This window comes from Couchioplanes caeruleus (assembly GCF_003751945.1).
Taxonomy (GTDB): domain Bacteria; phylum Actinomycetota; class Actinomycetes; order Mycobacteriales; family Micromonosporaceae; genus Actinoplanes; species Actinoplanes caeruleus.
On record NZ_RJKL01000001.1, the window covers coordinates 5,133,573 to 5,158,967 of the forward strand.

24 protein-coding genes are annotated in these 25,395 nt (G+C 70.1%); 15 read left to right on the forward strand and 9 right to left on the reverse strand.

All coding sequences use genetic code 11. From position 1 onward, the window contains the following. Positions 1-284: 284 nt before the first annotated feature. The gene (locus tag EDD30_RS41525; protein WP_123678467.1) at positions 285-1,427 is read right to left on the reverse strand and encodes a flagellin N-terminal helical domain-containing protein; all 1,143 of its coding nucleotides are present in this window, start codon (positions 1,425-1,427) and stop codon (positions 285-287) included. A gap of 267 nt (positions 1,428-1,694) precedes the next feature. Continuing rightward, positions 1,695-2,831 (reverse strand): flagellin N-terminal helical domain-containing protein, encoded by a 1,137-nt coding sequence (locus EDD30_RS41530; RefSeq protein ID WP_123678468.1) that lies wholly within the window; start codon positions 2,829-2,831, stop codon positions 1,695-1,697. 276 nt (positions 2,832-3,107) lie between these two features. On the opposite strand from EDD30_RS41530, the gene flgN reads away from it, so the two are divergent. Genes flgN through csrA form a run of 5 tightly spaced genes read left to right on the forward strand, consistent with a single transcriptional unit; the run spans position 3,108 to position 6,679 of the window. Beyond that, entirely contained in the window at positions 3,108-3,593 is a 486-nt protein-coding gene (gene flgN, locus EDD30_RS22905) for a flagellar export chaperone FlgN (RefSeq protein WP_071807609.1), read from the forward strand. Beyond that, positions 3,593-4,984, forward strand: coding sequence for a flagellar hook-associated protein FlgK (gene flgK, locus EDD30_RS22910; protein ID WP_071807610.1), 1,392 nt, complete (start codon positions 3,593-3,595; stop codon positions 4,982-4,984). The genes flgN and flgK overlap by 1 nt, the downstream gene beginning before the upstream one ends. Positions 4,985-4,994: 10 nt before the next feature. Then, positions 4,995-5,933, forward strand: coding sequence for a flagellin N-terminal helical domain-containing protein (locus EDD30_RS22915; RefSeq protein ID WP_071807611.1), 939 nt, complete (start codon positions 4,995-4,997; stop codon positions 5,931-5,933). A 41-nt stretch (positions 5,934-5,974) separates the two neighbouring features. Further along, positions 5,975-6,373 (forward strand): flagellar assembly protein FliW, encoded by a 399-nt coding sequence (fliW, locus tag EDD30_RS22920; RefSeq protein ID WP_244945369.1) that lies wholly within the window; start codon positions 5,975-5,977, stop codon positions 6,371-6,373. A gap of 51 nt (positions 6,374-6,424) precedes the next feature. Next, the gene (gene csrA / locus EDD30_RS41535) at positions 6,425-6,679 is read left to right on the forward strand and encodes a carbon storage regulator CsrA (protein WP_071807613.1); all 255 of its coding nucleotides are present in this window, start codon (positions 6,425-6,427) and stop codon (positions 6,677-6,679) included. A gap of 68 nt (positions 6,680-6,747) precedes the next feature. Here the strand turns inward: csrA and EDD30_RS22930 are convergent, their stop codons facing one another. Beyond that, positions 6,748-7,656, reverse strand: coding sequence for a M23 family metallopeptidase (locus tag EDD30_RS22930; protein WP_084556814.1), 909 nt, complete (start codon positions 7,654-7,656; stop codon positions 6,748-6,750). A gap of 291 nt (positions 7,657-7,947) precedes the next feature. On the opposite strand from EDD30_RS22930, the gene EDD30_RS22935 reads away from it, so the two are divergent. Together EDD30_RS22935 and EDD30_RS22940 are read left to right on the forward strand one after the other, a co-directional pair. Continuing rightward, entirely contained in the window at positions 7,948-8,694 is a 747-nt protein-coding gene (locus EDD30_RS22935) for a hydrolase (protein ID WP_071807614.1), read from the forward strand. A gap of 74 nt (positions 8,695-8,768) precedes the next feature. Further along, entirely contained in the window at positions 8,769-9,674 is a 906-nt protein-coding gene (locus EDD30_RS22940) for an SRPBCC family protein (RefSeq protein ID WP_123678469.1), read from the forward strand. 3 nt (positions 9,675-9,677) lie between these two features. On the opposite strand, the gene EDD30_RS22945 is transcribed toward EDD30_RS22940, so the two are convergent. Further along, positions 9,678-11,513, reverse strand: coding sequence for a sensor histidine kinase (locus EDD30_RS22945; RefSeq protein WP_123678470.1), 1,836 nt, complete (start codon positions 11,511-11,513; stop codon positions 9,678-9,680). A gap of 78 nt (positions 11,514-11,591) precedes the next feature. Next, entirely contained in the window at positions 11,592-11,816 is a 225-nt protein-coding gene (locus EDD30_RS22950; protein ID WP_071810025.1) for a DUF7455 domain-containing protein, read from the reverse strand. Between the two features lie 234 nt (positions 11,817-12,050). On the opposite strand from EDD30_RS22950, the gene EDD30_RS22955 reads away from it, so the two are divergent. From EDD30_RS22955 to EDD30_RS22965, 3 genes are all read left to right on the forward strand, one after another. Continuing rightward, positions 12,051-13,655, forward strand: a complete 1,605-nt coding sequence (locus tag EDD30_RS22955; RefSeq protein ID WP_071810026.1) for a S8 family peptidase — start codon at positions 12,051-12,053, stop codon at positions 13,653-13,655. Positions 13,656-13,727: 72 nt separating this feature from the next. After that, entirely contained in the window at positions 13,728-14,129 is a 402-nt protein-coding gene (locus tag EDD30_RS22960; protein WP_071810027.1) for a response regulator, read from the forward strand. A 228-nt stretch (positions 14,130-14,357) separates the two neighbouring features. Beyond that, a complete protein-coding gene (locus EDD30_RS22965; RefSeq protein ID WP_071810028.1) occupies positions 14,358-16,010 on the forward strand; it encodes a CBM96 family carbohydrate-binding protein in 1,653 nt (550 codons plus the stop codon). A gap of 62 nt (positions 16,011-16,072) precedes the next feature. On the opposite strand, the gene EDD30_RS22970 is transcribed toward EDD30_RS22965, so the two are convergent. Then, positions 16,073-16,831: an SAM-dependent methyltransferase gene (locus EDD30_RS22970; protein ID WP_071810029.1), complete on the reverse strand. Its 759-nt coding sequence runs from the start codon at positions 16,829-16,831 to the stop codon at positions 16,073-16,075. Positions 16,832-16,833: 2 nt separating this feature from the next. Continuing rightward, a complete protein-coding gene (locus tag EDD30_RS22975; protein ID WP_244945370.1) occupies positions 16,834-17,610 on the reverse strand; it encodes an SDR family oxidoreductase in 777 nt (258 codons plus the stop codon). A 144-nt stretch (positions 17,611-17,754) separates the two neighbouring features. Here EDD30_RS22975 and mshA point away from each other — a divergent pair, with 144 nt between their 5' ends. Together mshA and EDD30_RS22985 are read left to right on the forward strand one after the other, a co-directional pair. Further along, a complete protein-coding gene (gene mshA / locus EDD30_RS22980) occupies positions 17,755-19,059 on the forward strand; it encodes a D-inositol-3-phosphate glycosyltransferase (protein ID WP_071810031.1) in 1,305 nt (434 codons plus the stop codon). Next, positions 19,056-19,553 carry a type III secretion system chaperone family protein gene (locus EDD30_RS22985; protein ID WP_071810038.1) on the forward strand — a complete coding sequence of 166 codons (498 nt, stop codon included), beginning with the start codon at positions 19,056-19,058 and terminating at the stop codon, positions 19,551-19,553. The genes mshA and EDD30_RS22985 overlap by 4 nt, the downstream gene beginning before the upstream one ends. 364 nt (positions 19,554-19,917) lie before the next feature. On the opposite strand, the gene EDD30_RS22990 is transcribed toward EDD30_RS22985, so the two are convergent. Beyond that, the gene (locus EDD30_RS22990) at positions 19,918-21,297 is read right to left on the reverse strand and encodes an MDR family MFS transporter (protein ID WP_084557956.1); all 1,380 of its coding nucleotides are present in this window, start codon (positions 21,295-21,297) and stop codon (positions 19,918-19,920) included. A gap of 140 nt (positions 21,298-21,437) precedes the next feature. Between EDD30_RS22990 and EDD30_RS22995 the strand changes: the two genes are divergently transcribed. Next, positions 21,438-22,193 (forward strand): phosphoglyceromutase, encoded by a 756-nt coding sequence (locus tag EDD30_RS22995; RefSeq protein WP_071810032.1) that lies wholly within the window; start codon positions 21,438-21,440, stop codon positions 22,191-22,193. A 216-nt stretch (positions 22,194-22,409) separates the two neighbouring features. Here EDD30_RS22995 and phoU read toward each other — a convergent pair whose 3' ends face one another. After that, positions 22,410-23,057, reverse strand: a complete 648-nt coding sequence (gene phoU / locus EDD30_RS23000; protein ID WP_071810033.1) for a phosphate signaling complex protein PhoU — start codon at positions 23,055-23,057, stop codon at positions 22,410-22,412. A gap of 211 nt (positions 23,058-23,268) precedes the next feature. On the opposite strand from phoU, the gene EDD30_RS23005 reads away from it, so the two are divergent. Together EDD30_RS23005 and EDD30_RS23010 are read left to right on the forward strand one after the other, a co-directional pair. Further along, positions 23,269-24,573, forward strand: a complete 1,305-nt coding sequence (locus tag EDD30_RS23005) for a sensor histidine kinase (protein WP_211278071.1) — start codon at positions 23,269-23,271, stop codon at positions 24,571-24,573. A gap of 29 nt (positions 24,574-24,602) precedes the next feature. Then, positions 24,603-25,286, forward strand: coding sequence for a response regulator transcription factor (locus tag EDD30_RS23010; RefSeq protein ID WP_041832944.1), 684 nt, complete (start codon positions 24,603-24,605; stop codon positions 25,284-25,286). The last annotated feature ends 109 nt before the right edge of the window (positions 25,287-25,395 follow it).

Genomic DNA, 25,395 nt, shown 5'->3' on the forward strand with positions numbered 1-25,395 from the left:
CGTGGACCGTGGTGCTTACGCCATCAATGTCGACGGGACTGCGCCGATCTTGAGGAGTATTTGAGATTTCTTCACGCCGGTCTTGAGGAGTGTCTGAGATTCCATCCCCGCCGGTCCTGGAAACGCCGAAACCCGGCGGCCTCAAGTCCTCAAAGAGGCAGGAGGAGTGCCGTCGGTCGGGCTGTAACGTGACGGGCGGCCGGCGATGTCGCCGGCCGCCCGTCTATTCGGTTGTCTGAGCTATTCCGCGGTGATCGTCGCTAGGCGGTTCTCACCGTGTCGGGTCAGCGCAGGAGGGACAGGACGCCCTGCTGCGACTGGTTCGCCTGGGACAGCATCGCGGTGCCGGCCTGGGTGAGGATCTGCGAGCGGGTGAAGGACATCATCTCCTGCGCCATGTCGGTGTCGCGGATGCGGCTCTCCGACGCGGACAGGTTCTCCACGGCGACGTTGGCGTTGTTGATGGTGTGCTCGAGCCGGTTCTGGTAGGCACCGAGCTGCGCCCGAGCGGTCGACACCTGAGAGATCTTGCCGTCCAGGGCGGTGATGGCGTCCTGCGCGCGATCTGCATTCCTGAAGTGCATGCCAGAGTAGGTAACGTCTCCGGCAGCGACGTTGGTGTTTCCGAACGTGTCGTCTGGGACTGCCGCGGTGCCGCCAGTCACCTCCTTGCCGGTCCTCGACGTGATTTCCAGATTTCCGTCGGCGTCCTCAGCCGCCACGAAGTTGGCGGTGAAGTCGGCGTCCAGATTCAGCGCCGCTACCGTCGCGGGCACGTCGGCGGGCGCGGCGGCGAAGGTCACCGAGGCATTGTTGGTGCCGTCGGTGAACGTCATGATGTTACCCATGGCGGGAAGGTCGGCCGCGGCGAAAACCGTCTTGGCGCTCAGGCTGTCGGCGATGTCCTTGACGTTGGCGGAGGACAGGTCGACCTCGATCTGGCTGTTGGCGTCGCCGTCGGCGCCGACCTGGAACTTCATCTTGCCGTCGCCGGCGGCGCCGGCGGTGCCGTCGAGCAGGTTCGTGCCGTTGAAGTTGGTCGAGTTGCCGATCCGCTTCAATTCGTCGTTGAGGCTGCTGACCTCGGTGGCGATGTTGGCGCGGGCCTCGTCGTTGTTGGAGTCGTTACCCGCCTGCACGCCCAGGTCCCGCATGCGCTGCAGGATCGAGTGCACCTCGTTGAGCGCGCCCTCGGCGGTCTGCACGACCGAGACGCCGTCCTGCGCGTTGCGGACGGCGACCTTGAGGCCACCGACCTGGCTGCGCAGGCCCTCGCTGATCGCCAGACCGGCGGCGTCGTCGGCGGCCCGGTTGATCCGGAAGCCCGACGACAGCTTCTCGAGCGACTTCGACATCTGGTTGTCGGAGACCGAGAGGCTGCGGTAGGCGTTCTGGGCGGCGATGTTCTGGTTGATACGAAGACCCATGTGAAGTTCCTCCTTGAGTGGGGTCCTTGACCGGCCCGTCCGTGGACCGTGGTGCTTACGCCATCAATGTCGACGGGACTGCGCCGATCTTGAGGAGTATTTGAGATTTCCTCACGCCGGTCTTGAGGAGTGTCTGAAAACTCCTTGCCCGCCGGGTCCCGGAACGCCGAACCGACGAGCGGCCGGCGATGTCGCCGGCCGCCCGTCTATTCGGTTGTCTGAGCTATTCCGCGGTGATCGTCGCTAGGCGGTTCTCACCGTGTCGGGTCAGCGCAGGAGGGACAGGACGCCCTGCTGCGACTGGTTCGCCTGGGACAGCATCGCGGTGCCGGCCTGGGTCAGGATCTGCGCGCGGGTGAAGGACATCATCTCCTGCGCCATGTCGGTGTCGCGGATGCGGCTCTCCGACGCGGACAGGTTCTCCACGGCGACGTTGGAGTTGTTGATGGTGTGCTCGAGCCGGTTCTGGTAGGCACCGAGCTGCGCCCGAGCGGTCGACACCTGAGAGATCTTGGCGTCCAGGTCGGTGATGGCCGACTGCGACTCCGTGGCATCCGTGAAGCTCAGGCCGGTGAAGGTAGTGGCCGCGCCGCCGGTGATGCCGAACGTGGCGTCCGGCACCGTTGAGGTGCCACCGGTCACCTCCTTGCCGGACCTCGACGTGATCGCAAGATCTCCGTTGGCGTCCTCAGTCGCGATGAAGTTGGCGGTGAAGTCGGAGTCCAGATTCAGCGCCGTCACCGTCGCGGCCACGTCGGCGGGTGCGGCGGCGAAGGTGACCGACGCGTTGTTGGTGCCGTCGGTGAACTCCAGCACGTCACCCATGGCGGGAAGGTCGCCAGAGTCGATCGTCGTCGTGCGGGTGAGGCTGTCGGCGATGGCCTTGACGTTGGCGCCCGAGAGGTCCACCTCGATCTGGCTGTTGGCGTCGCCGTCGGCGCCGACCTGGAACTTCATCTTGCCGTCGCCGGCGGCGCCGGCGGTGCCGTCGAGCAGGTTCGTGCCGTTGAAGTTGGTCGAGTTGCCGATCCGCTTCAATTCGTCGTTGAGGCTGCGCACCTCGGTGGCGATGTTGGCGCGGGCCTCGGCGTTGTTGGAGTCGTTACCCGCCTGCACGCCCAGGTCCCGCATGCGCTGCAGGATCGAGTGCACCTCGTTGAGCGCGCCCTCGGCGGTCTGCACGACCGAGACGCCGTCCTGCGCGTTGCGGACGGCGACCTTGAGGCCACCGACCTGGCTGCGCAGGCCCTCGCTGATCGCCAGACCGGCGGCGTCGTCGGCGGCCCGGTTGATCCGGAAGCCCGACGACAGCTTCTCGAGCGACTTCGACGTCTGGTTGTCGGAGACCGAGAGGCTGCGGTAGGCGTTCTGGGCGGCGATGTTCTGGTTGATACGAAGACCCATGTGAAGTTCCTCCTTGAAGGGGGGTCCCTGACCGGCCCGTCCGTGAGCCGTTGTGCTGACGCCGCAAAATGTCGGCCGGGGGTCCCCCGGTCTTGAGGAGTATTTGAGATTTCCTCACGCCGGTCTTGAGGAGATTCTTCGCGCCGGTGCCGGGAGCGCTGAAACCCGGCAGCACCGGATCGCAACCGGAACGGCCTCAAGTCCTCAGAGACGCAGTACGGGTGCCGACTTGTCCGGTGAGCGGAGGTAAAGCCTCCCGCGGAGACGGAGGAGCCGGTGAGCCTGACCGACCTGTCCAGCGTGCTGTGGCGCGCCCGTGAGCTGTTGGAGCTTCTCCTGTTCAAGCTCGAGGAGGAGCAATTGTTGCTCGCCTCGAACCGGTCCCGCTGGCTCGCCCACGCCACCCGCGAGGTGGAGGTGGTGCTGGACCAGATCCGGCAGACCGAGGTCGCGCGGGCGGCGTACGCCCAGGGCGTCGCGATCGAGCTGGGACTGAACGCGGAGGCGTCGCTGGGCGAGCTGGCGGATGCGGCCCCGGCCCCGTGGTCCGACCTTTTGCACCAGCACCGGCGGGCGTTCCTGACCCTGACCTCGGAGATCAGCGCCATCGCGGAAAGCAACCGGGAACTGCTCACCGCCGGTCAGCGGGCAGCTCGCGAAACGATGCTCGCGTTCGCCGGAACCGTGGAAACGTATGGCCGGCAAGGCCAAACCGTCACCGGCGGCGTGCGCCGCCCCAGCCTGGTGGATGAGGCGATCTGATGGCAAGCAGCTTCGGTGGCATCAACACCGCGCTGAGCGCGCTCTACGCGCAACGTCGTGGACTGGACGTGACCGGGCAGAACATCGCGAACGCCAACACCGAGGGATACTCCCGGCAGCGCGTCAGCATGCAGTCTCAGGTCGGCTCGTTGAGGGCGGCCATGTACGCGAAGACCGACGGCCTCGGCACCGGGGTCGCCGTGTCCGACGTGCAGCGCCTGCGCGACGAGTTTCTGGAGAACCGGGGCCGGACCGAGCACGGCGCGAACGCGCTTCTGGCGACCCAGGCCACGACGTACACCTCGATCGAGGACGCGTTCGCCGAGCCGGGCGAGACCGCGCTGGCCGCGCAGCTGCGCGACATGTGGGGCAGTTGGAACGACGTGGCGAACAACCCGCAGCTGGAGGCCCCCCGGTCCGCCCTGATCCAGCAGAGCGCCACGGTCGCCGACCAGTTGAACGCCGCCCATGAGTCGCTCGCCCGGCAATGGAAGCAGAACGAGGCTCAGATGTCCGGCTACGTCGACGAGGTCAACGGCACCGCCCGCTCGATCGCCCAGCTCAACGACAGCATCATCAAGGCGAACGCCTCCTCGCTGCCGGTGAACGAGCTCGAGGACCGGCGTGATCAGTTGGCGATGAAGCTCGCCGAGCTCACCGGCGCCACCGCGGCCAAGCGGCCCAACGGCGGCATGGACGTCTTCATCGGCGGTTCCACACTGGTCACCGGGACCACGGTCCGTGAAGTCGACTTCATCGGCGCTACACGGCTGGAGGACCAGGCCACCAACGCCGTGAGCCTGATCTGGAAGGACAACGTGGTACCGCCGCAGAAGGTCGATGCCGGCGGCACGATGGGCGGGATGGTCGACACGATGACCAACATCATCCCGAACCTCTCGGCCGAGCTCGACTCGGTCGCCAACAACCTGATCACCACGGTGAACGACCTGCACCGCACCGGTTACAGCGTCGACGGCAGCACCGGCAGCGACTTCTTCGGTCGTGAGGCGGACGGCTCGGTCGCGGTCCTGATCACAGATCCGGACAAGGTGGCGATTGCGGCGACCAACGGCACTCTGGACAACTCGATCGCCGACAAGATCGCCGACATCGGTGAATCGCCCGACGGCCCGGATCGGGAGTACCAGGGGATGATCGGGCGGCTCGGGGTCTCCGCGCAGGGCATCGCCCGCCGCTCCGAGATTCAGTCCGTCGTGACCGAACAGGTCGACGCGGCACGCGAGGGTGAGGCCGGGGTCAATCTCGACGAGGAGATGACCAACCTGCTCACGTATCAGCGCGGCTACGAGGCCGCATCCCGGGTCCTGACCACGATCGATTCGATGCTCGACCAGCTCATCAACCGCACCGGCCTGGTCGGAAGGTAAGGAGTACATCATGATCGGCGGCGGCAGAGTCACCGAGGGCAGCATCCACACCCGAGTGCTGGCCAATCTCCAGCGCAACCTCGCCAAGGGCGCGCAGATTCAGGATCAGTTGTCGAGCGGCAAGCAGCTCAACCGGCCGTCGGATTCCCCGGCCGGGACGGTCTCCGCCCTGCAGCTGCGCGCCGAGACCCGCACGAGCACGCAGTACGTGCGCAACGCCGACGACGGCCTGGGCTGGCTGGGCACGGTGGAGGACACGCTGGGCAGCGCCTCTGCTCTGGTCAACCGAGCCCGTGACCTCACCGTGCAGGGCCTGAACGCCAACTCGAACGGGGCCCTGGCCAACGCGGCGCTGGCCAGCGAGATCGATCAGATCCGCGATGCGCTGATCACCCATGCGAACGTCAGGTATCTGGACCGCCCGGTCTTCGGCGGCAACACGCCCAACTCGGAGGCCTATGACAAGACCACCGGCGCCTTCACGGGCAACCCTTACGCCCCCGGCGACCCCTACGATCCGGAGCAGGCCGCCAGAACAAGCGTGTCACGCACCGTCGGCTCGGGCGTCAAAGTGCGGGTGGACCTGACCGGCCCGGAGGCGTTCGGGGACAACACCACCGGGCTCTTCAAAGTGCTGGCGGACATTTCCGCCAATCTCAAGGCCGGCGACAACACCGCCTTGACGGCCAACCTGAATAGCCTTGACACAGCCGGAAATAAGCTGAAATCCGCCATCTCGGAGGTGGGATCCCGATACAATCGGATTCAGCAGATGAAGGATTCCGCACAGGACCGGATGTTGTCCGTGTCGGCGCAGTTGTCCGAGATTGAGGACATCGATCTGCCGAAAACCATCATGGAGATGCAACTCCAGCAGACCTCGTACCAGGCGGCACTGGCCGCCTCGGCAAAGGTGATCCAGCCCTCGCTCATCGACTTCCTGAGGTGACCATGAGTACTCGCACCGCGTCCCGACCGATTGGGGCAACCTTGACCGACACCGAACTGGACATGCCGATCATCGACATGGCTGTCCCCATGCCCGGTTTCCCGGCTCACCGGCAGTTCGTGCTGGTCCGGCTGAACGACGAGGGACTGCTGTACGCTTTCACCTCGATCGACGACCCGGAGCTCCGTTTCCTCGTCGCGCCTCCGGAACCGTTCTTCCCGGACTACGCGCCGGAGATCGAGAACGAGGTCTTCGCCGCGCTGAACACCCAGGACCCCGACCGGCTGTTGGTCATGGTGGTCATCACGGCCGGCGTCAACGAGACCACGGCCAACCTCCTCGCCCCGATCATCGTCGACCGTGACTCCCGCCGCGCCATGCAGGTCGTCCTCACCGGGAGCAACCTGCCCGTCCGGGCGGTCATGCGCCGGGCGTTCTGACCACAGCCGGCACCGGTGTCCTGTCCACGGATGGAGTGAGGGGCTACCACGATGCTCGTGCTGACCAGGAAGGCCGGCGAGAGCGTGATGATCGGCGACGATGTCGTCGTCACCGTGCTCGAGGCGCGCGGTGACGTCATCCGAATCGGCATCCAGGCGCCGCGCGACGTGCAGGTGCACCGGGAGGAGGTCTATCAGGAGCTCCGGAACGCCAACCGGGAGGCGGCCTCGCCGACCGATGCCGCGGTCCGCGCCCTGACCGAGCTGCTCGACCGCCCCGCCGCGGCGAGCCCGCCGGACGAATGACCCGACAGAGTAGGTACGTTCCATGACCGCCAGGGCCGATCCTCCATCGAGGACCGGCCCTGCGGCGTCTACCTGATCGTCAGGCCCCGGACCTGCATGAAGGCGATCGGGCTGAACGCGTTCTCGCGGGTCGCCGGCGCGCCCAGGTGCACCTCGAAGTGCAGGTGCGGGCCGGAGGAGGAGCCGGACGTGCCGACGTAGCCGAGGATCGTGCCGCGGGCGACGGTCTGGCCGAGGGTCACCGACGGGCGCCGGACCATGTGGCAGTAACGGGTGACGATGTTACCCGCGTGCAGTACCTCGACGTACCAGCCGCAACCCTTCAAGGCTGGGCTGCCGTCCACGTCGCAGCTGCCCTGGGAGACGTTGCAGACCACCCGGATGACCGTGCCGGAGCTGGCCGCGCGGATCGGGGTGTTGCGCGCCGCGGCGAGGTCCACGCCGTCGTGGGCCGGACGCTGCTCGGTGCGGAAGTCGCTCACCAGGCCCGCGGTCACCGGCAGCATCCACGCGCCGGAGGCGGCGGGCAGTGGCGCTGTCGAGGTGCACTTGGGGATCTCGGCGTCGCCTCGCTGGACGTACGCGTCGGAGATGAAGCTGTTGTCACTCAGGCGGTCCCAGAATCCGGTGTTCTTGACCGTGCCGCTGATGAACTGCCCCGCGGTCTTGCAGACGATGGAGACGGTCGCGCCGTCGGCGATCGTGCCCGTCCGGAGGCTCCCGGCGGACGGGGCGCTGCGCGTGTTGAGGGCCGTGCCGCCGGTGACCACCTTGCCGGTGGCGGCGATCTTCGTCGGGGCGGCGCCGGCGGCCTTCGACGTGGTGACGGCGGCGGCCTTCAGGGTGACCGCCTCGGCCGCGTCGGCGGGGAACCGCAGAGGTGACGCGGCGGCCGGGGTGCCGGCGAGCGCGGTGCCGCCGAGCGTGCCCGCGGCGAGCAGGGCGAGGGCGGCGGTGCGCTGATGTCGGCGCTTCATTGACTTCCTCTCGAAAGGCGGACGGCGCTTACCGGCACAGGCTGCCGAGCGGGAGATGCGACCACGGTGCACCGCGAGTGCAGAACGGTTGCCGGCGCTCTCTCGCCGCCGGCCGCACGGCAACATGGTGACGGCGAGCGGGGGCGCACGGGTCCGGTTCGCCGCAGATCTCCCACCGCCGGCCACGCACCCGGAATGCACCTGGCGCGGCCCCGGTCCACAACACCGGAGCCGCAGAGTACTTCCCAGGACGAGAGGAGCTCGTCCGTACGCCAGTCGCGGGGAGTCATCGTGGGTGCAGAGCGCGAATCGGTCATGGACGGCGGCACACTCGCCGCCGCGGCCCTCGATCTGCGTGCCGACGCGCACGTGCACACCGGCTTCGCCGCGGGGCGGGACAGCGTGGGGGTCGTCGTGTCGGCGGCCGACCGCGCCGGGCTCACCGGCCTGACCTTCGCCGACCAGGTGGGGCCCGACACGGCGTGGCTGCCGGCGTACGCCGACGCGGTGCGCCGGGCGCGGCAGCGTACGGAGATCACCCTGCGCGTCGCCGCGGAGGTCGAGGTCGTCCAGCCCGACGGATGGCTGGCCCTGCCGGCCGACATCGGGCACCTTGAGGCCGTCTCCGTGGCCGTTTCCCGCCTGCCGCTCCCGGAGGGGCCCGTCGGTGCCCGCGAGGTCCGCTCCATGCTGGCCGCCGGCATCCTCACCGCCGACCGGGTGGCCGAGACCGTCGTGACCGCCACGATCAAGGGTGTGGAGCGCGCCTCGCGCTACGCGCCGTCGCAGCTCGCCCGCCCGTTGAACCTGCTCGCCCAGGTGGGCATCGACGATGCCGCCGTCACCCCGGAGCTGCTCGCCGCGCTCGCGTCGGCCTGCCGGTCGAGCGGCACGGTGGTCGAGATCAGCGAGGCCTGGCGCAGCCCGTCGCCTCGCGTGGTGGCGATGCTGCGTGGGGCGGATGTGACGCTGGTGCCCGCGAGTGACGCACGGTACGCCGCCGAGGTCGGCAACTGGCAGTACCTGCGCCGGGTCTGACCGGAAACCGAACGCTATACGTAATCTCCTACGTACTCTCTGTCATGCCAGCACTTCAGCATGGGAGAGATGCGATGAGTTTGGTTCAGCAGGCCGTCGAGATCAGCGCACCGCTGCACACCGTGTACGAGCAGCTCGCGACGTTCGAGAACTACCCGCGCTTCATGACCGGCGTCGAACGGGTCACCCCGATGGGTAACGATCAGACGCACTGGATCATGGACGTCGACGGACAGCGCCGGGAGTTCGACGCGCAGATCACCGAGTGCTCCCTCGACGAGCGGGTGTCGTGGTCGGCCGTCGACGGCCCGCTGCTCGCCGAGACCATCACCCTGCGGCCGATGGGCGAGACGCGGACGCAGATCGTCGCCCAGCTCGAGGCCGACGTCGCGTTCCTGCTGCCCAGCGACCGGCACGGGCAGGAGACGCTGAGCCGGCGTCTGAAGGCTGACCTGAACGCCTTCAAGGGCCTGATCGAGGCCGGCAAGCTGGGCGACGCCGGGAATCTGGGCGGAGCCAGCTCCAAGAACATGGCGGGCAGCGCGTTCGCCTCGCCGGCCTCGGTCGCGGCCCGCGCGCGCGGCGGCCGGGCACGGCCGGGTGCAGGCTGGGGGACGAGCGCCGGAGAGTTCAGCAACGCCCGCTCGGACAGCCTCGGCACCCTGCGCCCGAACGCCGCCACGGCTCCGCTGGGCATGCCGACGGCCGGGCCGCCCGTGGACATCACCTCCGCGCCCGGCATCGACGACCCGCACGACCTCGACGAGATCCTCGCTCCCGGACGCCGGATCGTCGGCTCCCCGACCGTTCGCGGCGGCGCGGCGGGCACCCGCCCCGCCGTCCGCGACGCGGCCGGCACCCGTAAGGCCGGCCAGGGCTCGGCGTCGGCGCAGATGGGCGGCAAGGCCATGGGCACCCGGGACGGCCGCGGCGACGGGATGATCCACGAAGAGGAACGCGGCAGCGCTCACGACTGGTGAGCCTCAGACGGCGGCGGCCTCCCAGGTCACCACCAGACGCGCGCCCCGGGGCTCGGCCCGCTCATAGCGGACCGAGCCCCCGTTCGCTTCCACGAGATGGCGGACGATGAACAGGCCCAGGCCCGCACCGCGCATGAAGCGGTCGAAGAGCTTCGGCACGAGCTCCTCCGGGATGCCGGGGCCCCGGTCCTGCACGATCAGCACGACCGACTCGGCGTCGCGACCGGCCCGGACCTCGACCGGGCTCTCGCCGTAGCTGAGGGCGTTGGTCACCAGATTCCGCACGACGTGCCAGACGTGCTGGCGGTCGGCGAGGGCGGCGACATCGTCCTCGACCTCCACGACGACGCCGTCGGCGCCCTCCAGCTCGTCGATCACCGACGTGACGACCTCGCGCATCTGCACCGGCGTACGCTGCGCGGTGACGGCGCCGGTGTCCAGCCGGAAGAGCAACTGCAGGTCGTTCATCATCTTGATGAGCCGGTGGGTGTTCTTGTTGATCTTCGTGGCGAGCTCGAGCCGGATGTCGTCCGGCAGGTCCGCCCAGTCGGCGTGCAGCAGCTCGGCCAGGCTGGCGATGGAGCTGATCGGCTGGGCCACGTCGTGGGTCAGCATCGAGGTCAGGTCGTTCTTGAAGGCCAGCGCCGCCGCGAGCTTCGCGTTCGCCTCCCTGAGCAGGTCGTTGCTGCTCTCGAGCTCCGCGGCGTGGCTGCTCAGCTCGTCCTCGGCCCGCTTGCGGTCGGTGATGTCCACGTACGTGGCCACGTAGCCGCGCGGCTGTCCGGCGGCGTCCGGGATGGCCGCCATGGTGGCGAGCACGGGCACCTCGGTGCCGTCGGTGCGCCGGATCAGCCAGTCCTGGGTGCCGGCCGGAGGCAGGGACGGCGGTGGCGGCGACGACGGCGTGCCGTCCGGATCGTCGCCGTTGCCGGTCAGTTCTCGCCAGCGCCGGTTCACGTCGATGACCCGGTGGTTGGCGTCGAGCACCATCACCGCCTCGTTCATCGACTGCAGCAGGGTGTCGGCGAAGTCGCGCCGCTCGTGCAGTTCCGTGACCAGGCGCCGCTGCCGCTGGTCCGCCCCCTCCAGGGACCGGACGAGGTAGCCGACCAGGGCCACGAGGGCGAGCGTGGCGAGGATCGCCCCGGTGCTGATCGCGGCCGCGGGCCGGCTGATCCCGGTGCGCACCGCGAGCGCGCTCACCAGGGCGGCGATGACCGGAACGGCGACGACGGCGGGCAGCATCCGGCGGATCTTCGTGCCGGGACCGGCGGTCGCGTCGGTCCGCAGCGGCCCCGCCTCGGGCCGGGCCAGCACCATGCCGACGGCCAGCGCGAACAGGGCGCCCGCGTGGTACGGCGACATCAGGCTGTCCGGCCCGCGGCCCTCCGGAAAGGCGGGCGCGAACATCCGCGGCACCAGGGCCACGAGGGAGATGATTGCGCTTCCCGCCAGGAGCGGATCGGCCACCCGGTACCGCACGGGATCGCCCTGGCGGCGGTGGACGTACAGGTCGAGGCAGATCAGCGCCAGGCCGGCCAGCAGCGTGGCGACGCCGGCGGCCGGATGTCCGGGCACGGCGGCGGCGCCGAGGACGGTGGCGAGCAGGGCCGGCACGTAGGCGGCGACCCGCAGCACGCGGCCCGCGCGCGGCAGGGAGAGCAGAGACAGCGCGAGCCCGGCGGCCAGGAGTGCGGCCGCCGGGCTCTGCGTCAGTGTGTTGTCCGCCCCCGCGGAAGGCAGGACCAGGCTCAGGCCGCCGGAGATCGCCACGGCGACACCGGTGCTCCCGGCCGCGAGCCGGGACAGCCTGCCCACGTCGTGCGCCGCGAACTGCACCGATGAACCCCTCTAAATATGGGCTTTTCGACCCAATAGTGAGGGAGTGATCATATCGCGGCGGATGGGATCAAGGGTTCACACGCTGTGAGACCGCCCCGCCCACTCGAAGCCGTCCTCGACCGCCGCCTTCGCGGCCATCGGCACGAGCCGGTCGGCGTACCGGTTGGCGTGGTGGCCGCAGAATGCCAGGCTTCCGCCGCCGGCCAGGCTGAGCTCGAGCTTGGCGGCGGCGCCGCAGCGGTCGCAGCGCTCGGCCAGCGAGTCGACGACGACGATCTCGGGCGACAGCACGGTGGTCATAGCGCTCTCCTTGCTCGGTGGCGGTGCAGCGGTCCTGACAGCGAGTAGTTCGGCCCCCCTGGGGAGCGACTTAGTCAATGGGCTCCGGACGAAACGGCTACACCTCAGCGGCAACCTCCGAGGTCCCGGGGCGACTCCGCCCTCTGAGCAGCATTTTCCCTCAAGTGCCGCCGGCATGCCTGTCCACGTCAGGTGATGTCCGACGCCGGTGGCAGAAATCGGGGGGAACACAGCATGATTCGTCACGACGGCCGGCGCGGTGTCGCGCGCCTTGCGCTGACCGCCGGCATCGCCACCGCCGCGGTGGTGACCGGTACGGCCGGCACCGCCATCGCCGCCACGCCCGGCGCCCTGCCGCTCGGCACGGTCCGCGCGGCGGCCCACGGCGCGATCAAGGACAGCTACATCGTGGTGCTGAAGGCGGCCTCCGCCGACGCCGCGGAGGTGCCGTCGGTCTCGCGGTCGCTCGCCCGGCGCTACGGCGGCGAGGTGCTCGCCAGCTACTCGACGGCCGTCCGCGGCTTCCAGGCCGACATGACGGCGCTCGAGGCCCGCCGCCTCGCCGCGAACCCCGCCGTCGAGTACGTGGAGCAGGACGCGACGGTGCGCCTCGCGGACCTCGGCACGCAGGCGAACCCGGTCTGGGGGCTCGACCGGATCGACCAGACGGCGCTGCCGCTGTCGAAGAGCTACACCTACCGCTCGGCGTCGAACGTGACGGCGTACGTGCTGGACACCGGCCTGCGGGTCGGGCACAGCGAGTTCGGCGGCCGGGCCAGCAACGGCCGTGACTTCATCGACAACGACGCGGTGGCGCAGGACTGCAACGGCCACGGCACCCACGTAGCCGGCACGATCGGCGGCAGGACCTACGGCGTCGCGAAGGACGTCAAGCTCGTCGGCGTACGGGTGCTCGACTGCGGGGGCTCGGGCTCCTACTCGGCGATCATCGCGGGCGTGGACTGGGTGACCAAGAACGCCGTCAAGCCGGCCGTGGCCAACATGAGCATCGGGGGAACGGTCAGCTCCGCGCTGAACACTGCGGTCGCGAGGTCGATCGCTGCGGGTGTCACCTACTCCGTGTCGGCCGGCAACGACAACAAGAACTCCTGCAACTACTCGCCGGCCTCCGCGCCCGACGCGATCACGGTCGGAGCCACGGACGGCGCCGACACCCGCGCCACGTTCTCGAACTACGGCTCGTGCCTGGACATCTTCGCGCCCGGCGTACGCATCACCTCGGCCTCCCACTCGTCCGACACCGGCACCGCGATCATGAGCGGCACCTCGATGGCCGCACCGCACGTGGCGGGCGCGGCGGCGCTGGCGGTCGCGGCGAACCCGGCCTGGTCGCCGGCGCAGGTCCGGGCCGCGCTGGTGGACCAGGCCAGCGCCGGCCGGGTGCTGAACCCGGGCAGCGGCTCGGTGAACAAGCTGCTCCACACCGGCTTCCTCAACACGGTTCAGGCCGCCGGGCCGGTCGCCACGCCGGAATGCGGACCCTTCGTCATGGGTACGGACGTGCGGATCGGCAAGCTGTCGACCGCCACCAGCAGCAAGACGGTGACGACCTGCTCCGGCACTGCCTCGTCCGCCTCGACCGTGGCGGTGACGGTGCAGCACGCGTACCGCGGGTCCCTGGTCGTCACGCTGACCAGCCCGAGCGGCGTGAAGTACACCCTGAAGGCGGCGGACAAGACGGATAAAGCGGCAAACATCGTGCAGACGTACACGATTGACCTGTCCGGCACCTCCCGCAACGGCAAGTGGTCGCTTCAGGTCAAGGACACCTACGGCACCACGACCGGCATCCTGGACAAGTGGAAGCTCACGCTCTGATTGCCGGAAAGCGGCACCCGGGCCACTGACCCGCGGTTAGCGTGAACCGCACACGGTTGCCTGGAGGCTCTCATGTCCGAAAGTACGCAGGAGCGTCCGACCGTCCTCGTCGTCGACGACGAGGACGACCTCCGCGACATCATGCGGCGGATGCTGGAGCGGCGCGGCTTCGCCACCCTGATCGCCGGCGACGCCGACCAGGCGCTCGCGGTCTGCCGGGATCACCCGGGCGACATCGACGTGCTCGTCACCGACCTCACCCTGCCCGACGTGCCGGGCGGAGACGTGGCCCGGGACTGCACGCAGATGCGACCCGGCATGGGCGTGGTCTTCATCTCGGGCCTGCCCAAGGACATGGCCGTCGCCAAGGGTTTAATCGACGAGGACTCGGTGCTCGTCAAGAAGCCGTTCACCTCCGAGCTGCTGCTCGGTGCGCTGAGGTCGATGCTGGCCGAGAAGGCGCCCACCACGTAAGCGACGTACCAGCGAACCAGCGCCGCCGGACCTGAAGGTCCGGCGGCGCTTTCGTTTTCCCGGCCGTGGATTCCGCCCGAAAAGCGCTTCATTCCGGCGACCGCCTGCCGCCTGCCCACGCTCGGGCCAACAGGCACCTGGGCTGCACCCGAACGCACTCCGCGGTGGCACCCTCCCGTTCCGAACCTGATGTCAGACAGCAATTGATTGACATACAGGGGGACTTACGTGACTGCCAGGCGGGGGATCATCGGCGTCGCCGTGACGGGCGTTGTTGCCACGGGGGCGGCCCTCGGGCTGGCCGGTACGGCCAACGCCGCGACGACCACCGAGACCGTCAGCGTGTTCACCACCGACGACTCGTACACGTCGAGCACGCGCCGGACCGCGAACTTCGGCCAGGCCGACAAGCTCGTCGTGGGCAGGTCCGGCGGCGAGACCCGGCTCTCGTACCTGAAGTTCGCGCCGAAGCTGGCCTCCGGTGTCACGGTGACCGGCGCGGAGCTGAAGCTTCCGCTGGAGAGCAAGCCGATCGCGGCCACGCTGACCGTCTACCCGGTGTCGACCTCCTGGACCGAGAAGGGCATCACCGCGGCGAACGCGCCGGGCCTCGGCAAGGCCCTCGCCTCGATCAAGCCGAAGGTCACCGACACCACCCTGAGCTTCGATCTGTCCAAGGTGGTCACCGGGTCCGGCACGTACGCGTTCGCCCTCAAGTCGGCCGCCACGACCGGCGTCACCCGGCTGCGCGCCCTGGAGTACGGCAACGCCACCGCCGGCGGACCGGAGCTGCGGCTGACCGTCGTGAAGAAGGCCACGACGCCGACGACGGCTCCCACCACCGCGCCGACGACGGCTCCGACGACCGCGCCGACGACGGTGCCGCCGGCGACGACCGCGCCCGTCACTCCCGCTCCTGCCACCACCGCGCCGACGGCCGGCTGCACCACCGACGCGCTGCTGGTGCCCTCGTGCGGCGTGCTCTGGGGCGCGGCCGCCGGCGGCTTCACCGACACCCCGCGCGACCAGGCGCTGAAGGAGTGGGAGGCGCTGACCGGGCGGACCGCGTCGATCTTCCACCAGTACCACAAGGGCGACGAGAAGTTCCCCACCAAGGCCGAGATCGCCATGACCCGGGACCCGGCCAAGCCGCGGGTCCTGCTGCTCAACTGGAAGATCGCCTACGGGACCACCTGGGCGAAGGTCGCCGCCGGTGAGAAGAACGCCCGCATCGACAACTGGGCCGCCTACGTCAAGGCGACGTACCCGGAGAAGTTCTTCCTCGCCCTGCACCACGAGCCGGAGAACGACGTCAACCCGGCCGCCGGCTCGGGCATGACGGCCAAGGACTACGCGAACATGTACCGCCACGTCATCACCCGCCTGCGCGCCAAGGGCGTCACCAACGCGATCAACGTGCTGGCATACATGGGCAACGAGAAGTGGATGGCGCAGTCCTGGTGGAAGGACCTGTACCCCGGTGACGACGTCGTCGACTGGATCGGTCTCGACTCCTACGTGAGCGTCGAGAAGGGCTACTACCACTACGGCGACATGGGCGACATCCTCGACCGCAAGCCCACCGGCGGCGGCCTCGGCTGGTACGACTGGGCCGTCACCAACCACCCGGCCAAGCCCATCATGGTCGCGGAGTGGGGCATGTACCACCGCACCTCGGTGAAGGTGGACAAGGCGGCGGCGTTCAACTCGGTGATCCCGGAGCTGAAGGCGCACCCGAAGGTCAAGGCGGTCGTCTACTTCGACACCGCGAAGGACGACGAGGGCGACCGCGACATCTCGGTGAACTCCACCGCGTCCGGCCTGGCCGCGTTCAAGACGGTCGCCGCCGACCCGATGTTCGACGTGACCATCACCAAGTAGGCGTTACCCGTCCCCCCGATGAAACGGGCCGGTCTCCCTGTGGAGGCCGGCCCGTTCGTCGTTCAGTCGCCGGGCCAGGCGACGGTCAGCTCGCCCCGACGCCAGCGCGCCGGCCCGTCCAGCACCGGCCACGACGAGCGGAACCGCTCGACGGTCGCGAGCCAGCGCTGCCGTGCTCCGAACGGGGTGGCGCTCGCCTCCCACGCCGCCCCGAGCGTCGTGATGAGATCGTGCACGGCATGGCCGGGCACATTGTGGTGGATCAGTGCCTTCGGCAGCCGCTCGGCGAACGTCGCCGGATGGTCCAGATCGGACAGCCGGGCCGACAGGGTGAGGCTGTGCGGCACCCCCGCCTCGACGACCGCCCAGGTGGCGATCCGGCCGAGCTCGTCGCAGGTCCCCTCGACCAGGAGCGCCCCGGTCGCTGTCATCGTCCGCCACGCGGCGGCGACCTCTTCCTCGGCGTACTGACGCAGCACGTTGAACGCCCGCACCACGGTCGGGCGCAGGCCGGCGAGTTCGAAGCCGCCGCGGCGGAACTCGAGCCGGGGCGGGTCGGCGAACGGCTGCGCGGCTGCCACCCGTGCGGGATCGATCTCCAGACCGACCACCGCGAGGTCCGGGCGGACCGCCGCGGCCAGCCGGGCCCGCAGCTCGATCGCCGTGATGGGCGTCGCGCCATAGCCGAGGTCGACCACCATGGGCGCGTCCGCGGCCGCCAGCAGGTCCCCGCACCGGTACGCGATGAAGTTGTCCACCCGGCGCAGCCGGTTGGGGTTCGTGGTGCCCCGGGTGACGGCCCCGAGCGGTCTCGTCGCCACCGCTACTCGCGGACGACCTTGTGCTGGGCGGCCTGGGCGAGCGGGCGGACCACCAGTCGGTCGACATTGACGTGCTGCGGCCGGGTGGCGGCCCAGGCGATGCAATCCGCGATGTCGTCGGCGATCAGCGGTTCCCGTACCCCGGCGTAGACGGCGTCGGCCTTGGCCTGGTCGCCGAGGCGGTTGAGGGCGAACTCGTCGGTCCGCACCATGCCCGGGGCGATCTCGACGACCCGGACCGGCTTGCCGGCCAGCTCCAGCCGTAGGGTGCCGACCAGCGCGGCCAGGCCGTGCTTGGCGGCCGTGTATCCGCCACCACCCTCGTAGACGACGAATCCCGCCGTGGAACCGACCGTGACCACCGTGCCGGCGCCGCTCGCCTCGAGGGCGGGCAGCAGCGCCTTCGTGACCCGCAGGGTCCCCAGCACATTGACGTCGTACATCCACTGCCAGTCGTCGACCGACCCCTCGGCGACCGGATCCGCCCCCCGGGCGCCACCGGCGTTGTTGACGAGCAGCGTGAGGCTCCCGCCGAGCCGGTCCACCGCCGCGGCCAGGGCGGCCACCGACTCGTCCGAGGTCACGTCGCAGGTCACCGCGGTGGCGCAAGCGGGGCCGAGGTCGGCGGCGAGCGCCTCGAGCCGTTCGGCCCGGCGGGCCGCGGCCACCACGTGAAAGCCCTCCGCGGCCAGGCGGCGGGCGGTCGCCGCGCCGATGCCGCTGGACGCGCCGGTGACAACGGCGATCTTCTTCTGCACCATGCCCCGATCCTGCCTCATGACCTGGGTCACCTCGCGCCACCGGGAGTGACGTTCAGCACGTCCGGGCGGGGAAGATGAACGGCGCCGTAACAGTTGCCCGTTACGTTTGAGCCGCCTCCTTTCGGGTGTGCGGCTGACTCCTGCGCCTGGAAGGGACACGACGTGGCTGATCCGCGGGCCGCAGGTCGCGACTGGCCGACTCCCCGACGTATCGCCACCCTCTCGGTGCACACGTCCCCGCTGGCACAGCCGGGCACGGGCGACGCGGGCGGCATGAACGTCTACATCGTCGAGGTCTCCAAGCGGCTCGCCGCCCTCGGCGTCGAGGTCGAGATCTTCACCCGGGCCACGTCGAGCGAGCTGCCGCCGGTCGTCGAGATGGCCCCGGGCGTCACCGTCCGGCACGTCACGGCAGGGCCGTTCGAGGGCCTGTCGAAGGAGGAGCTGCCGTCGCAGCTCTGCGCGTTCACCAACGGCGTGCTCCGGGCCGAGGCCGCCAACCCGCCCGGCCACTACGACCTGATCCACTCGCACTACTGGATGTCGGGCCAGGTCGGCTGGCTCGCCCGGGAGCGCTGGGGCGTGCCGCACGTGCACACCGCGCACACCCTTGCCAAGGTCAAGAACAGGTTCATCGCGTCCGGTGACCGCCCGGAGCCCAAGGCCCGGGTGATCGGCGAGGAGCAGGTCATCGCCGAGTCCGACCGGCTGGTGGCCAACACCCGCTTCGAGGCCCAGGACCTGGTGACCTGCTACGACGCCGAGCCCACCCGGCTCAGCGTGGTGCAGCCGGGCGTCGACCTGGCCCGGTTCCGCCCCGGCGACCAGGCGGCCGACCGCCGCCGCCTCGGCCTGCCCGAGCGGGGGCACGTGGTGGCCTTCGTCGGCCGCATCCAGCCGCTCAAGGGTCCCGAGGTCCTCATCCGGGCGCTGGCCCAGCAACCGCTGCGGGACCAGGAACTCACCGTCGTCATCTGCGGCGGCCCCAGCGGTAGCGGCCTCGACCGGCCGACCTCGCTGATCGAGCTGGCCGCCAGGCTCGGCGTCTCGCACAAGGTGCGCTTCCTGGCGCCGCAGACGGGGGAGGCGCTCGCCGCCCTCTACCGGGCGGCCGATCTGGTCGCGGTGCCCTCCCACAACGAGTCGTTCGGCCTCGTCGCCCTGGAGGCGCAGGCCTGTGGCACGCCGGTGGTCGCGGCGGCCGTCGGAGGCCTGGTCACCGCGGTCACCGACGGCGTCAGCGGCGTCCTCGTCGACGGGCACGAGCCGGCCGCCTGGTCGGGCGTGCTGGGCGGCCTGCTGCGGGAGCCCGCGCGGCGCCTGCGGCTGTCGATGGGCGCGGTGCGGCACGCGTCGAACTTCTCCTGGGACCGTACGGCCAACGGACTGCTTCGGGTCTACCGCGAGGCGGTGGCGGAGCACCGTGCGCTGATCGCCGCCCGTCTGGCAGGCTCACTGTCGTGGTGAACGACATCGGGGCCCTCATCGAGCGCGTGTGCGCGGAGCGCGAGCTGCCGTGCGAGCCGACCGGCGAATCGTCGTGGGTCGTCACGATGCCGGGGACGCACAAGCTCAAGACCGCCTGCAACCTGATCGTGGGGGAGCACGCCCTGCGCATCGAGGCCTTCGTCATGCGGCACCCCGACGAGAACCACGAGCAGTTGTGGGCCTGGCTGCTGCGCCGCAACGCCCGGATGTACGGTGTCGCCTTCTCCATCGACCAGGCCGGCGACGTCTATCTGACCGGCCGGACGAGTCTGCACGGCATCGACGAGGACGAGCTGGACCGGTTGCTGGGCGCGGTGCTCACCTACGCGGACGAGTCCTTCGACTCGATGCTGGAGATCGGCTTCGGCACGGCCATCCGCCGCGAGTGGGAGTGGCGCGTCAAGCGCGGCGAGTCGCTGGCCAACCTGCAGGCCTTCGCCCACTTCGCCGACCCGGACGCCAAGAAGAGCTGACCGGGCTCCGACCCCTTTTGATGACCTCTTGTTGATGGCGCCGGCGGCGGCGGACGACACCCATCCCCATAGGCGTCGCCCGCACTAACCGCCGGTCTCGGGTCGCGCCGTCCCCCAACGGCTGATGCCACCCGTCCCCGAACGCCGCACCGCGGTGACCCCGAAAGGTCGACCCGTTCCCCGAACTGACGGCTCGGCGTCCATCGACCACGCTAGTTGGGCTGGGCAAGGCTCACAAGCGAGTTGGCGCTCCGCCATCTGTCGGGACGGTCACACGTGGCAACTTCGCCCTCACGGATGATGGCCGACTCGCCCGGAAGGCCAATTGCCCACGGCCCGGTTCGAGCCTTGCCCGCGACCCGGCTCAGCCGTCGGCCGGGACCCGGACCGCCTGAGGCGGGGTGACGTCCTCCGCGTGCGGGGTCTCCGTCGCGGCCGGCGAGGGGCCGGCAGGCGAAGGTCCGGCAGGCGAGGGGCCGGCAGGCGAAGGTCCGGCAGGCGAAGGTCCGGCAGGCGAGGGACCCGCCGGCCGGTGCTCGGAGACCCGGAGTTCCGCGGCGCGGCGTTCCCGGGCCGGCCCGGAGAAAATCTGACCGGCCGCCACCAGCACGCCGATCACCGCGCAGCTCAGCCACAGCACCGTGTTGCCCGCGTGCTGCTGGACGAAGCCGCCGACTACCGGCGCCAGCGCGGAGCCCGCCGACCACGAGAGCGAGCTGACGCCCTGGTAGCGCCCGCGCAGCAGGGACGGCGACAGCTCCGCGACCAGGGCGGAGTTCGAGGGGCTCTGCAGCATCTCGCCCAGCGTCCAGATGACCACCGTGACCGCGTAGAAGGCGGGCGAGCCCGCGAAGGCGGTCAGGCCGAACCCGACGCCCATGATGACGGTGGCGAGGGCCAGTACCCGGGAGCGGTTGCGGCCGTCGATCAGCTTCGGCACGAAGAGCTGGCCGGCGACGATCATGATGCCGTTCGCCGCGATCACCCAGCCGAACGTGGCCGGGCTCAGCCCGTCCGCGCTCATCGCGATCGGCAGCGTCGACATGTGCTGCATGATCACCAGCACGACGACGAAGTTGAGCCCGAGGAAGACCAGGAAGACCCGGTCGCGGAACACCGTGCCGAGCCCGGGGCCGCCCCCGGTCCGGCGGGTCGCCGCGCGCGCCGGCCGGGTCTCGGCCAGGAAGATCAGGCTGATCAGGGCCGTGACGAGGGTGGTTCCCGCATCGACCACGAAGAGCAGCAGGTAGTCGAACTTGGCGGCGAAACCGGCCAGGATCGCGGCGCCGGCGAAGCCCAGGTTGACCGCCCAGTAGTTCAGCGAGTACGCCCGTACGCGGTCCTTGTCCGGCACGACGTCGACCATCATCGCCTGGAACGCGGGCCGTACCCCCTCGGCGAACAGGCCCAGCAACCACGCGCCGAGCATGAGCTGCCAGAAGCCGTCGGCGAAGCCGAGGGCGAGCATCAGCGCGGCGGTGCCGAACTGGGCGGTCAGCATCGTGGGGCGCCGGCCCCAGCGGTCGGTGAGCACGCCGCCGGTCATGGTGCCGATCCCGCCGCCGACGCCGTAGGCGCCCAGCACGAGCCCGGCCTGGCTCTGCGTGAAGTGCTGCTCCTGGGTGAGGTAGATGGCGAGGTAGATGACGGCGAAGGCGCCCAGCCGGTTGATCAGTGTGCCGGTCCAGAGGAACCAGAACTGCCGGGGCAGCCCACCCGCCGCTTCCCGCAACCACCCGCGCACGCTTCGTACCCCCCATGTAAGCACCGGTAAGAGACCTCAGGACTTACAACTTAGTGATCTCCCACGGCCCGCGCAGCACGATTTCCACGTGGTGGTCGCCACTGAGGGTGGCGTCACATCGTCGCCCGGCCTGCGGCAGGATGGAGGGCATGACTGGGACCCTTGTGCTGCTGCGCCACGGCGAGAGCGAGTGGAACGCCAAGAACCTCTTCACCGGCTGGGTCGACGTCGACCTGAACGCCAAGGGTGAGACCGAGGCCCGCCGTGGCGGCGAGTTGCTGAAGGAGCACGGGCTGCTGCCCGACGTGGTGCACACCAGCGTGCTGCGCCGCGCGATCCGCACCAGCGAGATCGCCCTGCACACGGCGGACCGGCATTGGATCCCGGTGAAGCGCCACTGGCGGCTCAACGAGCGGCACTACGGCGCGCTGCAGGGCAAGGACAAGAAGCAGACCCTGGAGGCGTACGGCGAGGAGCAGTTCATGCTCTGGCGCCGGTCGTACGACGTCCCGCCGCCCCCGATCGAGGACGGCGACGAGTATTCGCAGATCGCCGACCCGCGCTACGCGGACCTGCCGCCGGAGCTGAAGCCACGCTCCGAGTGCCTGAAGGACGTGCTGCTGCGCGCCCTGCCGTACTGGTACGACGCGGTCGTCCCGGACCTGCGGGCGGGCAAGACGGTGCTCGTCGCCGCGCACGGCAACTCGCTGCGCGCCATCGTGAAGCACCTCGACCAGATCTCCGACGAGGCGATCGCCAAGCTCAACATCCCCACCGGCATCCCGCTGCGCTACGACCTGGACGACACGCTGCGCCCGGTCACGGCCGGCGGCGCCTACCTCGACCCGGAAACCGCGAAGGAGGCGGCCGCCGCCGTCGCGAACCAGGGTCGCTGATTCCCCCTCCGGTGGTGGCCCGCCGCGGGTGATCACGTCACGGTGGGCTCGGGGGAGGGGATGACCCACTCCGGGCGGTCAGGCTTGATCCCTGCGTGGGCCATGCCTCCCGGCGAAGCCGTCGTGGCCGCTCCGCGTGGGTCGGTCACGCACCTGGTGGGCGGTCCCGAACTGGCTCGAGGCCGGGGCGCATGCCCCGGCCTCGCCGATGAAAGGTCAGTCCTGGGCCTGCTCGCCGGTGATCAGGTAGATCATGTGCTGGCCCGAGTTGACCGCGTGGTCGGCGTAGCGCTCGTAGAAGCGGCCGAGCAGGGCGCCGTCGATCGCCGTCTCCGCGCCGTAGGGCCAGTCGTCGTGGAGCAGGACCTTGAACAGGTCACGCTCCAGGTCGTCCATGGCGTCGTCGTCCTTCTCGAGCTCGGCCGCGAGGTCGGCGTCGGGATTGGCGAGAACGTTGGTGATCTTGTCGGCCATGCGGTCGGCCACCTCGGCCATCTGCCGAAAGACCGGGCGCAGCTCCGCCGGTACGGCCGGCGAGGGGTGGCGGCGCAGCGCGGTCTTGGCCACGTGCTCGGCCAGGTCGCCCATGCGTTCGAGGTCGGCGGAGATGTGCAGGGCGGTGATCACCATGCGCAGGTCGGAGGCGACCGGCGCCTGCCGGGCGATGGTGTCGGCGACCTTCGTCTCGACCTGGCGGTAGATCTCGTCGACCTCGGCGTCGCGGGTCACGACGGACTCGGCGGCTTCGCGGTCGGCGGTCAGCAGGGCGGTGGTCGCCTTCCGCAGCGCGGCGCGTACGGCCTCCGCCATCGTCACCAGCAGGCGACTGACCTCGTTGAGGTCGGCTTGAAACTCCTCGCGCATGTTCCGTCCCGATGTTCGTGGGCTGCCTCGGCCTCAGAGGCCGGAGAGCCGGGTGTGCAGGGCTTGCCGGAGCAACGCTAAGAGGATCCGGCTGCGCGGACATGAACGGCGGTGAACGACGCCGGGCCGGATGGTGAACATTCCTCGAAGCGCGCCGGATTTGTCCGATTATCCGCGCGGTCCAGGTAAACAATGACCCTACGATCGCTGCGTGGACACGGCAAACGGCATCGCTCTCCTCCTGGCCGCGCTCGCCGGCGGCGGGGCGGCCGGGTGGCTGCTGTCCCGCGCCCGCAGGCCCGGCCAGGCCGCGCCGAGGACGGCCGACCTTCCGGCCGTCCCGACCAAGGGGGGACGAAAGATCGACACCGACGAGGAGCCGAGCGGCAAGCACGGTCTCAAGGGTCTCGGCCGCAAGAGCCTCGACTCGCTGCGGGTGGGCGTGGTGGTGCTGGACGCGGAGGACCACCCCGCACTCGTCAACCCGGCGGCGCGGGCGATGGGGCTGCTCCGCTCCGGTGGCGCCCCCGGCACCCTCGCGGCGCATCCGATCCTGCGCACGCTGGCCGGTCAGGTGCGCCGTACGGGCGTACGCCGGGAGGTCGAGCTCGATCTGCCCCGAGGACGCGCCGGCAGTGCCCACGCGCCTCTGGGCCTGCACCTGCGCGCGGTGGCGCTCAACTCCACCCACGTCGCGATCGAGGCCGCCGACGTCACCGAGTCGCACCGCCTCGCCCGGGTGCGGCGCGACTTCGTCGCCAACGTGAGCCATGAGCTCAAGACCCCCATCGGTGCGCTGCAACTGCTCGCCGAGGCGCTGCTCGACGCGACCGCCATGCCCGAGACCTCCCCGGAGGCGCAGTCCGAGGACTTGATCGCCGCCCGCCGCTTCGCCGAACGCATCCACCACGAGTCCGCCCGGATGGGCCGGCTCGTCAACGAACTGCTCGAGCTCACCCGCCTGCAGGGCGCCGAGCCGCTGCCCACGCCGGAGCCGGTCGCCGTCGACTGGGTCATCGCCGAGGTCGTCGACCGGACCCGGACGACGGCGGCGGCGAAGCACATCGAGGTCGTCTACACCGGGCCCAAGGGCGCCACGGTGTACGGCAGCGACAGCCAGGTCGCCACCGCGGTGACCAACCTCGTGGAGAACGCGATCGCCTACTCGGGCGAGAACACCCGCGTCGCGCTGAGCATGCGCCAGGACGACGACTGGATCGAGATCGACGTCACCGACCAGGGCATCGGGATCGCCCCGCACGACGTCGACCGGATCTTCGAGCGGTTCTACCGTGCCGACCAGGCCCGTTCCCGGTCCACCGGCGGCACCGGCCTGGGCCTGGCGATCGTCAAACACATCGCCACGAACCACGGTGGCCGCGTCGACGTGTCCAGCACGCTCGGCGGTGGTTCGACGTTCACCCTGCGCCTACCGGCGCGACCCCCGGAGTCCCCGCTGCCGTTACCGGCGGCGATTGAGATCGAGTCCGGCGCGGCCGGGCTCCCCTCGGCCTGACGGCCGGCGGAGTAGGAAAGGAATCCCCATTGGCTCGCGTGCTCGTGGTCGAGGATGAGGAGTCGTTCTCCGACGCCCTGTCGTACATGCTCCGCAAGGAGGGCTTCGAGGTCTCGGTCGCACCGACCGGCACCTCGGCGCTGACCCAGTTCGACCGGACCGGCGCCGACATCGTCCTGCTCGACCTCATGTTGCCCGAGATGTCCGGCACGGAGGTGTGCCGGCAACTGCGGCAGCGCTCCGCCGTACCCATCATCATGGTCACCGCCCGGGACAGCGAGATCGACAAGGTGGTCGGCCTGGAGATCGGCGCCGACGACTACGTCACCAAGCCGTACTCGCCGCGTGAGCTGGTCGCCCGCATCCGCGCCGTGCTGCGGCGCCAGGGCGCCGAGGCGGCCGAGGTGACGACGCCGACGCTGGCGGCCGGTCCGGTCCGGATGGACGTGGAACGCCACGTCGTGACGGTCGACGGGGCCGGGGTCCAGTTGCCGCTGAAGGAGTTCGAGCTGCTCGAGCTGCTGCTGCGCAACGCCGGCCGGGTGCTGACCCGCGGCCAGCTCATCGACCGGGTCTGGGGCGCGGACTACGTAGGCGACACCAAGACCCTGGACGTGCACGTGAAGCGGTTGCGGTCGAAGGTGGAGCCGGAGCCGAGCGCGCCGCGCTACATCGTCACCGTGCGGGGCCTCGGCTACAAGTTCGAGCCGTGACGGTTTCGGGTTGGTCACCGTGGGGCTTCGGGGCTGGGGACGACCCACTCCGGGCGGTCAGGCTTGATCCCTGCGCGGGCCATCCCCTTCCCCGAAGCCGTTGTGGTCG

What these genes read in the sequence shown, in the direction of transcription:
- EDD30_RS22950 (WP_071810025.1), bottom strand. Translation starts at nt 11,816, where the DNA reads ATGACCACCGTGCTGTCGCCCGAGATCGTCGTCGTCGACTCGCTGGCC.
- EDD30_RS22915 (WP_071807611.1), top strand. Translation starts at nt 4,995, where the DNA reads ATGATCGGCGGCGGCAGAGTCACCGAGGGCAGCATCCACACCCGAGTG.
- phoU (WP_071810033.1), bottom strand. Translation starts at nt 23,057, where the DNA reads ATGCGCGAGGAGTTTCAAGCCGACCTCAACGAGGTCAGTCGCCTGCTG.
- EDD30_RS22940 (WP_123678469.1), top strand. Translation starts at nt 8,769, where the DNA reads ATGAGTTTGGTTCAGCAGGCCGTCGAGATCAGCGCACCGCTGCACACC.
- csrA (WP_071807613.1), top strand. Translation starts at nt 6,425, where the DNA reads ATGCTCGTGCTGACCAGGAAGGCCGGCGAGAGCGTGATGATCGGCGAC.
- EDD30_RS22955 (WP_071810026.1), top strand. Translation starts at nt 12,051, where the DNA reads ATGATTCGTCACGACGGCCGGCGCGGTGTCGCGCGCCTTGCGCTGACC.
- EDD30_RS41525 (WP_123678467.1), bottom strand. Translation starts at nt 1,427, where the DNA reads ATGGGTCTTCGTATCAACCAGAACATCGCCGCCCAGAACGCCTACCGC.
- flgK (WP_071807610.1), top strand. Translation starts at nt 3,593, where the DNA reads ATGGCAAGCAGCTTCGGTGGCATCAACACCGCGCTGAGCGCGCTCTAC.
- EDD30_RS22930 (WP_084556814.1), bottom strand. Translation starts at nt 7,656, where the DNA reads ATGAAGCGCCGACATCAGCGCACCGCCGCCCTCGCCCTGCTCGCCGCG.
- EDD30_RS41530 (WP_123678468.1), bottom strand. Translation starts at nt 2,831, where the DNA reads ATGGGTCTTCGTATCAACCAGAACATCGCCGCCCAGAACGCCTACCGC.
- EDD30_RS22975 (WP_244945370.1), bottom strand. Translation starts at nt 17,610, where the DNA reads ATGAGGCAGGATCGGGGCATGGTGCAGAAGAAGATCGCCGTTGTCACC.
- EDD30_RS22995 (WP_071810032.1), top strand. Translation starts at nt 21,438, where the DNA reads ATGGAGGGCATGACTGGGACCCTTGTGCTGCTGCGCCACGGCGAGAGC.
- EDD30_RS22960 (WP_071810027.1), top strand. Translation starts at nt 13,728, where the DNA reads ATGTCCGAAAGTACGCAGGAGCGTCCGACCGTCCTCGTCGTCGACGAC.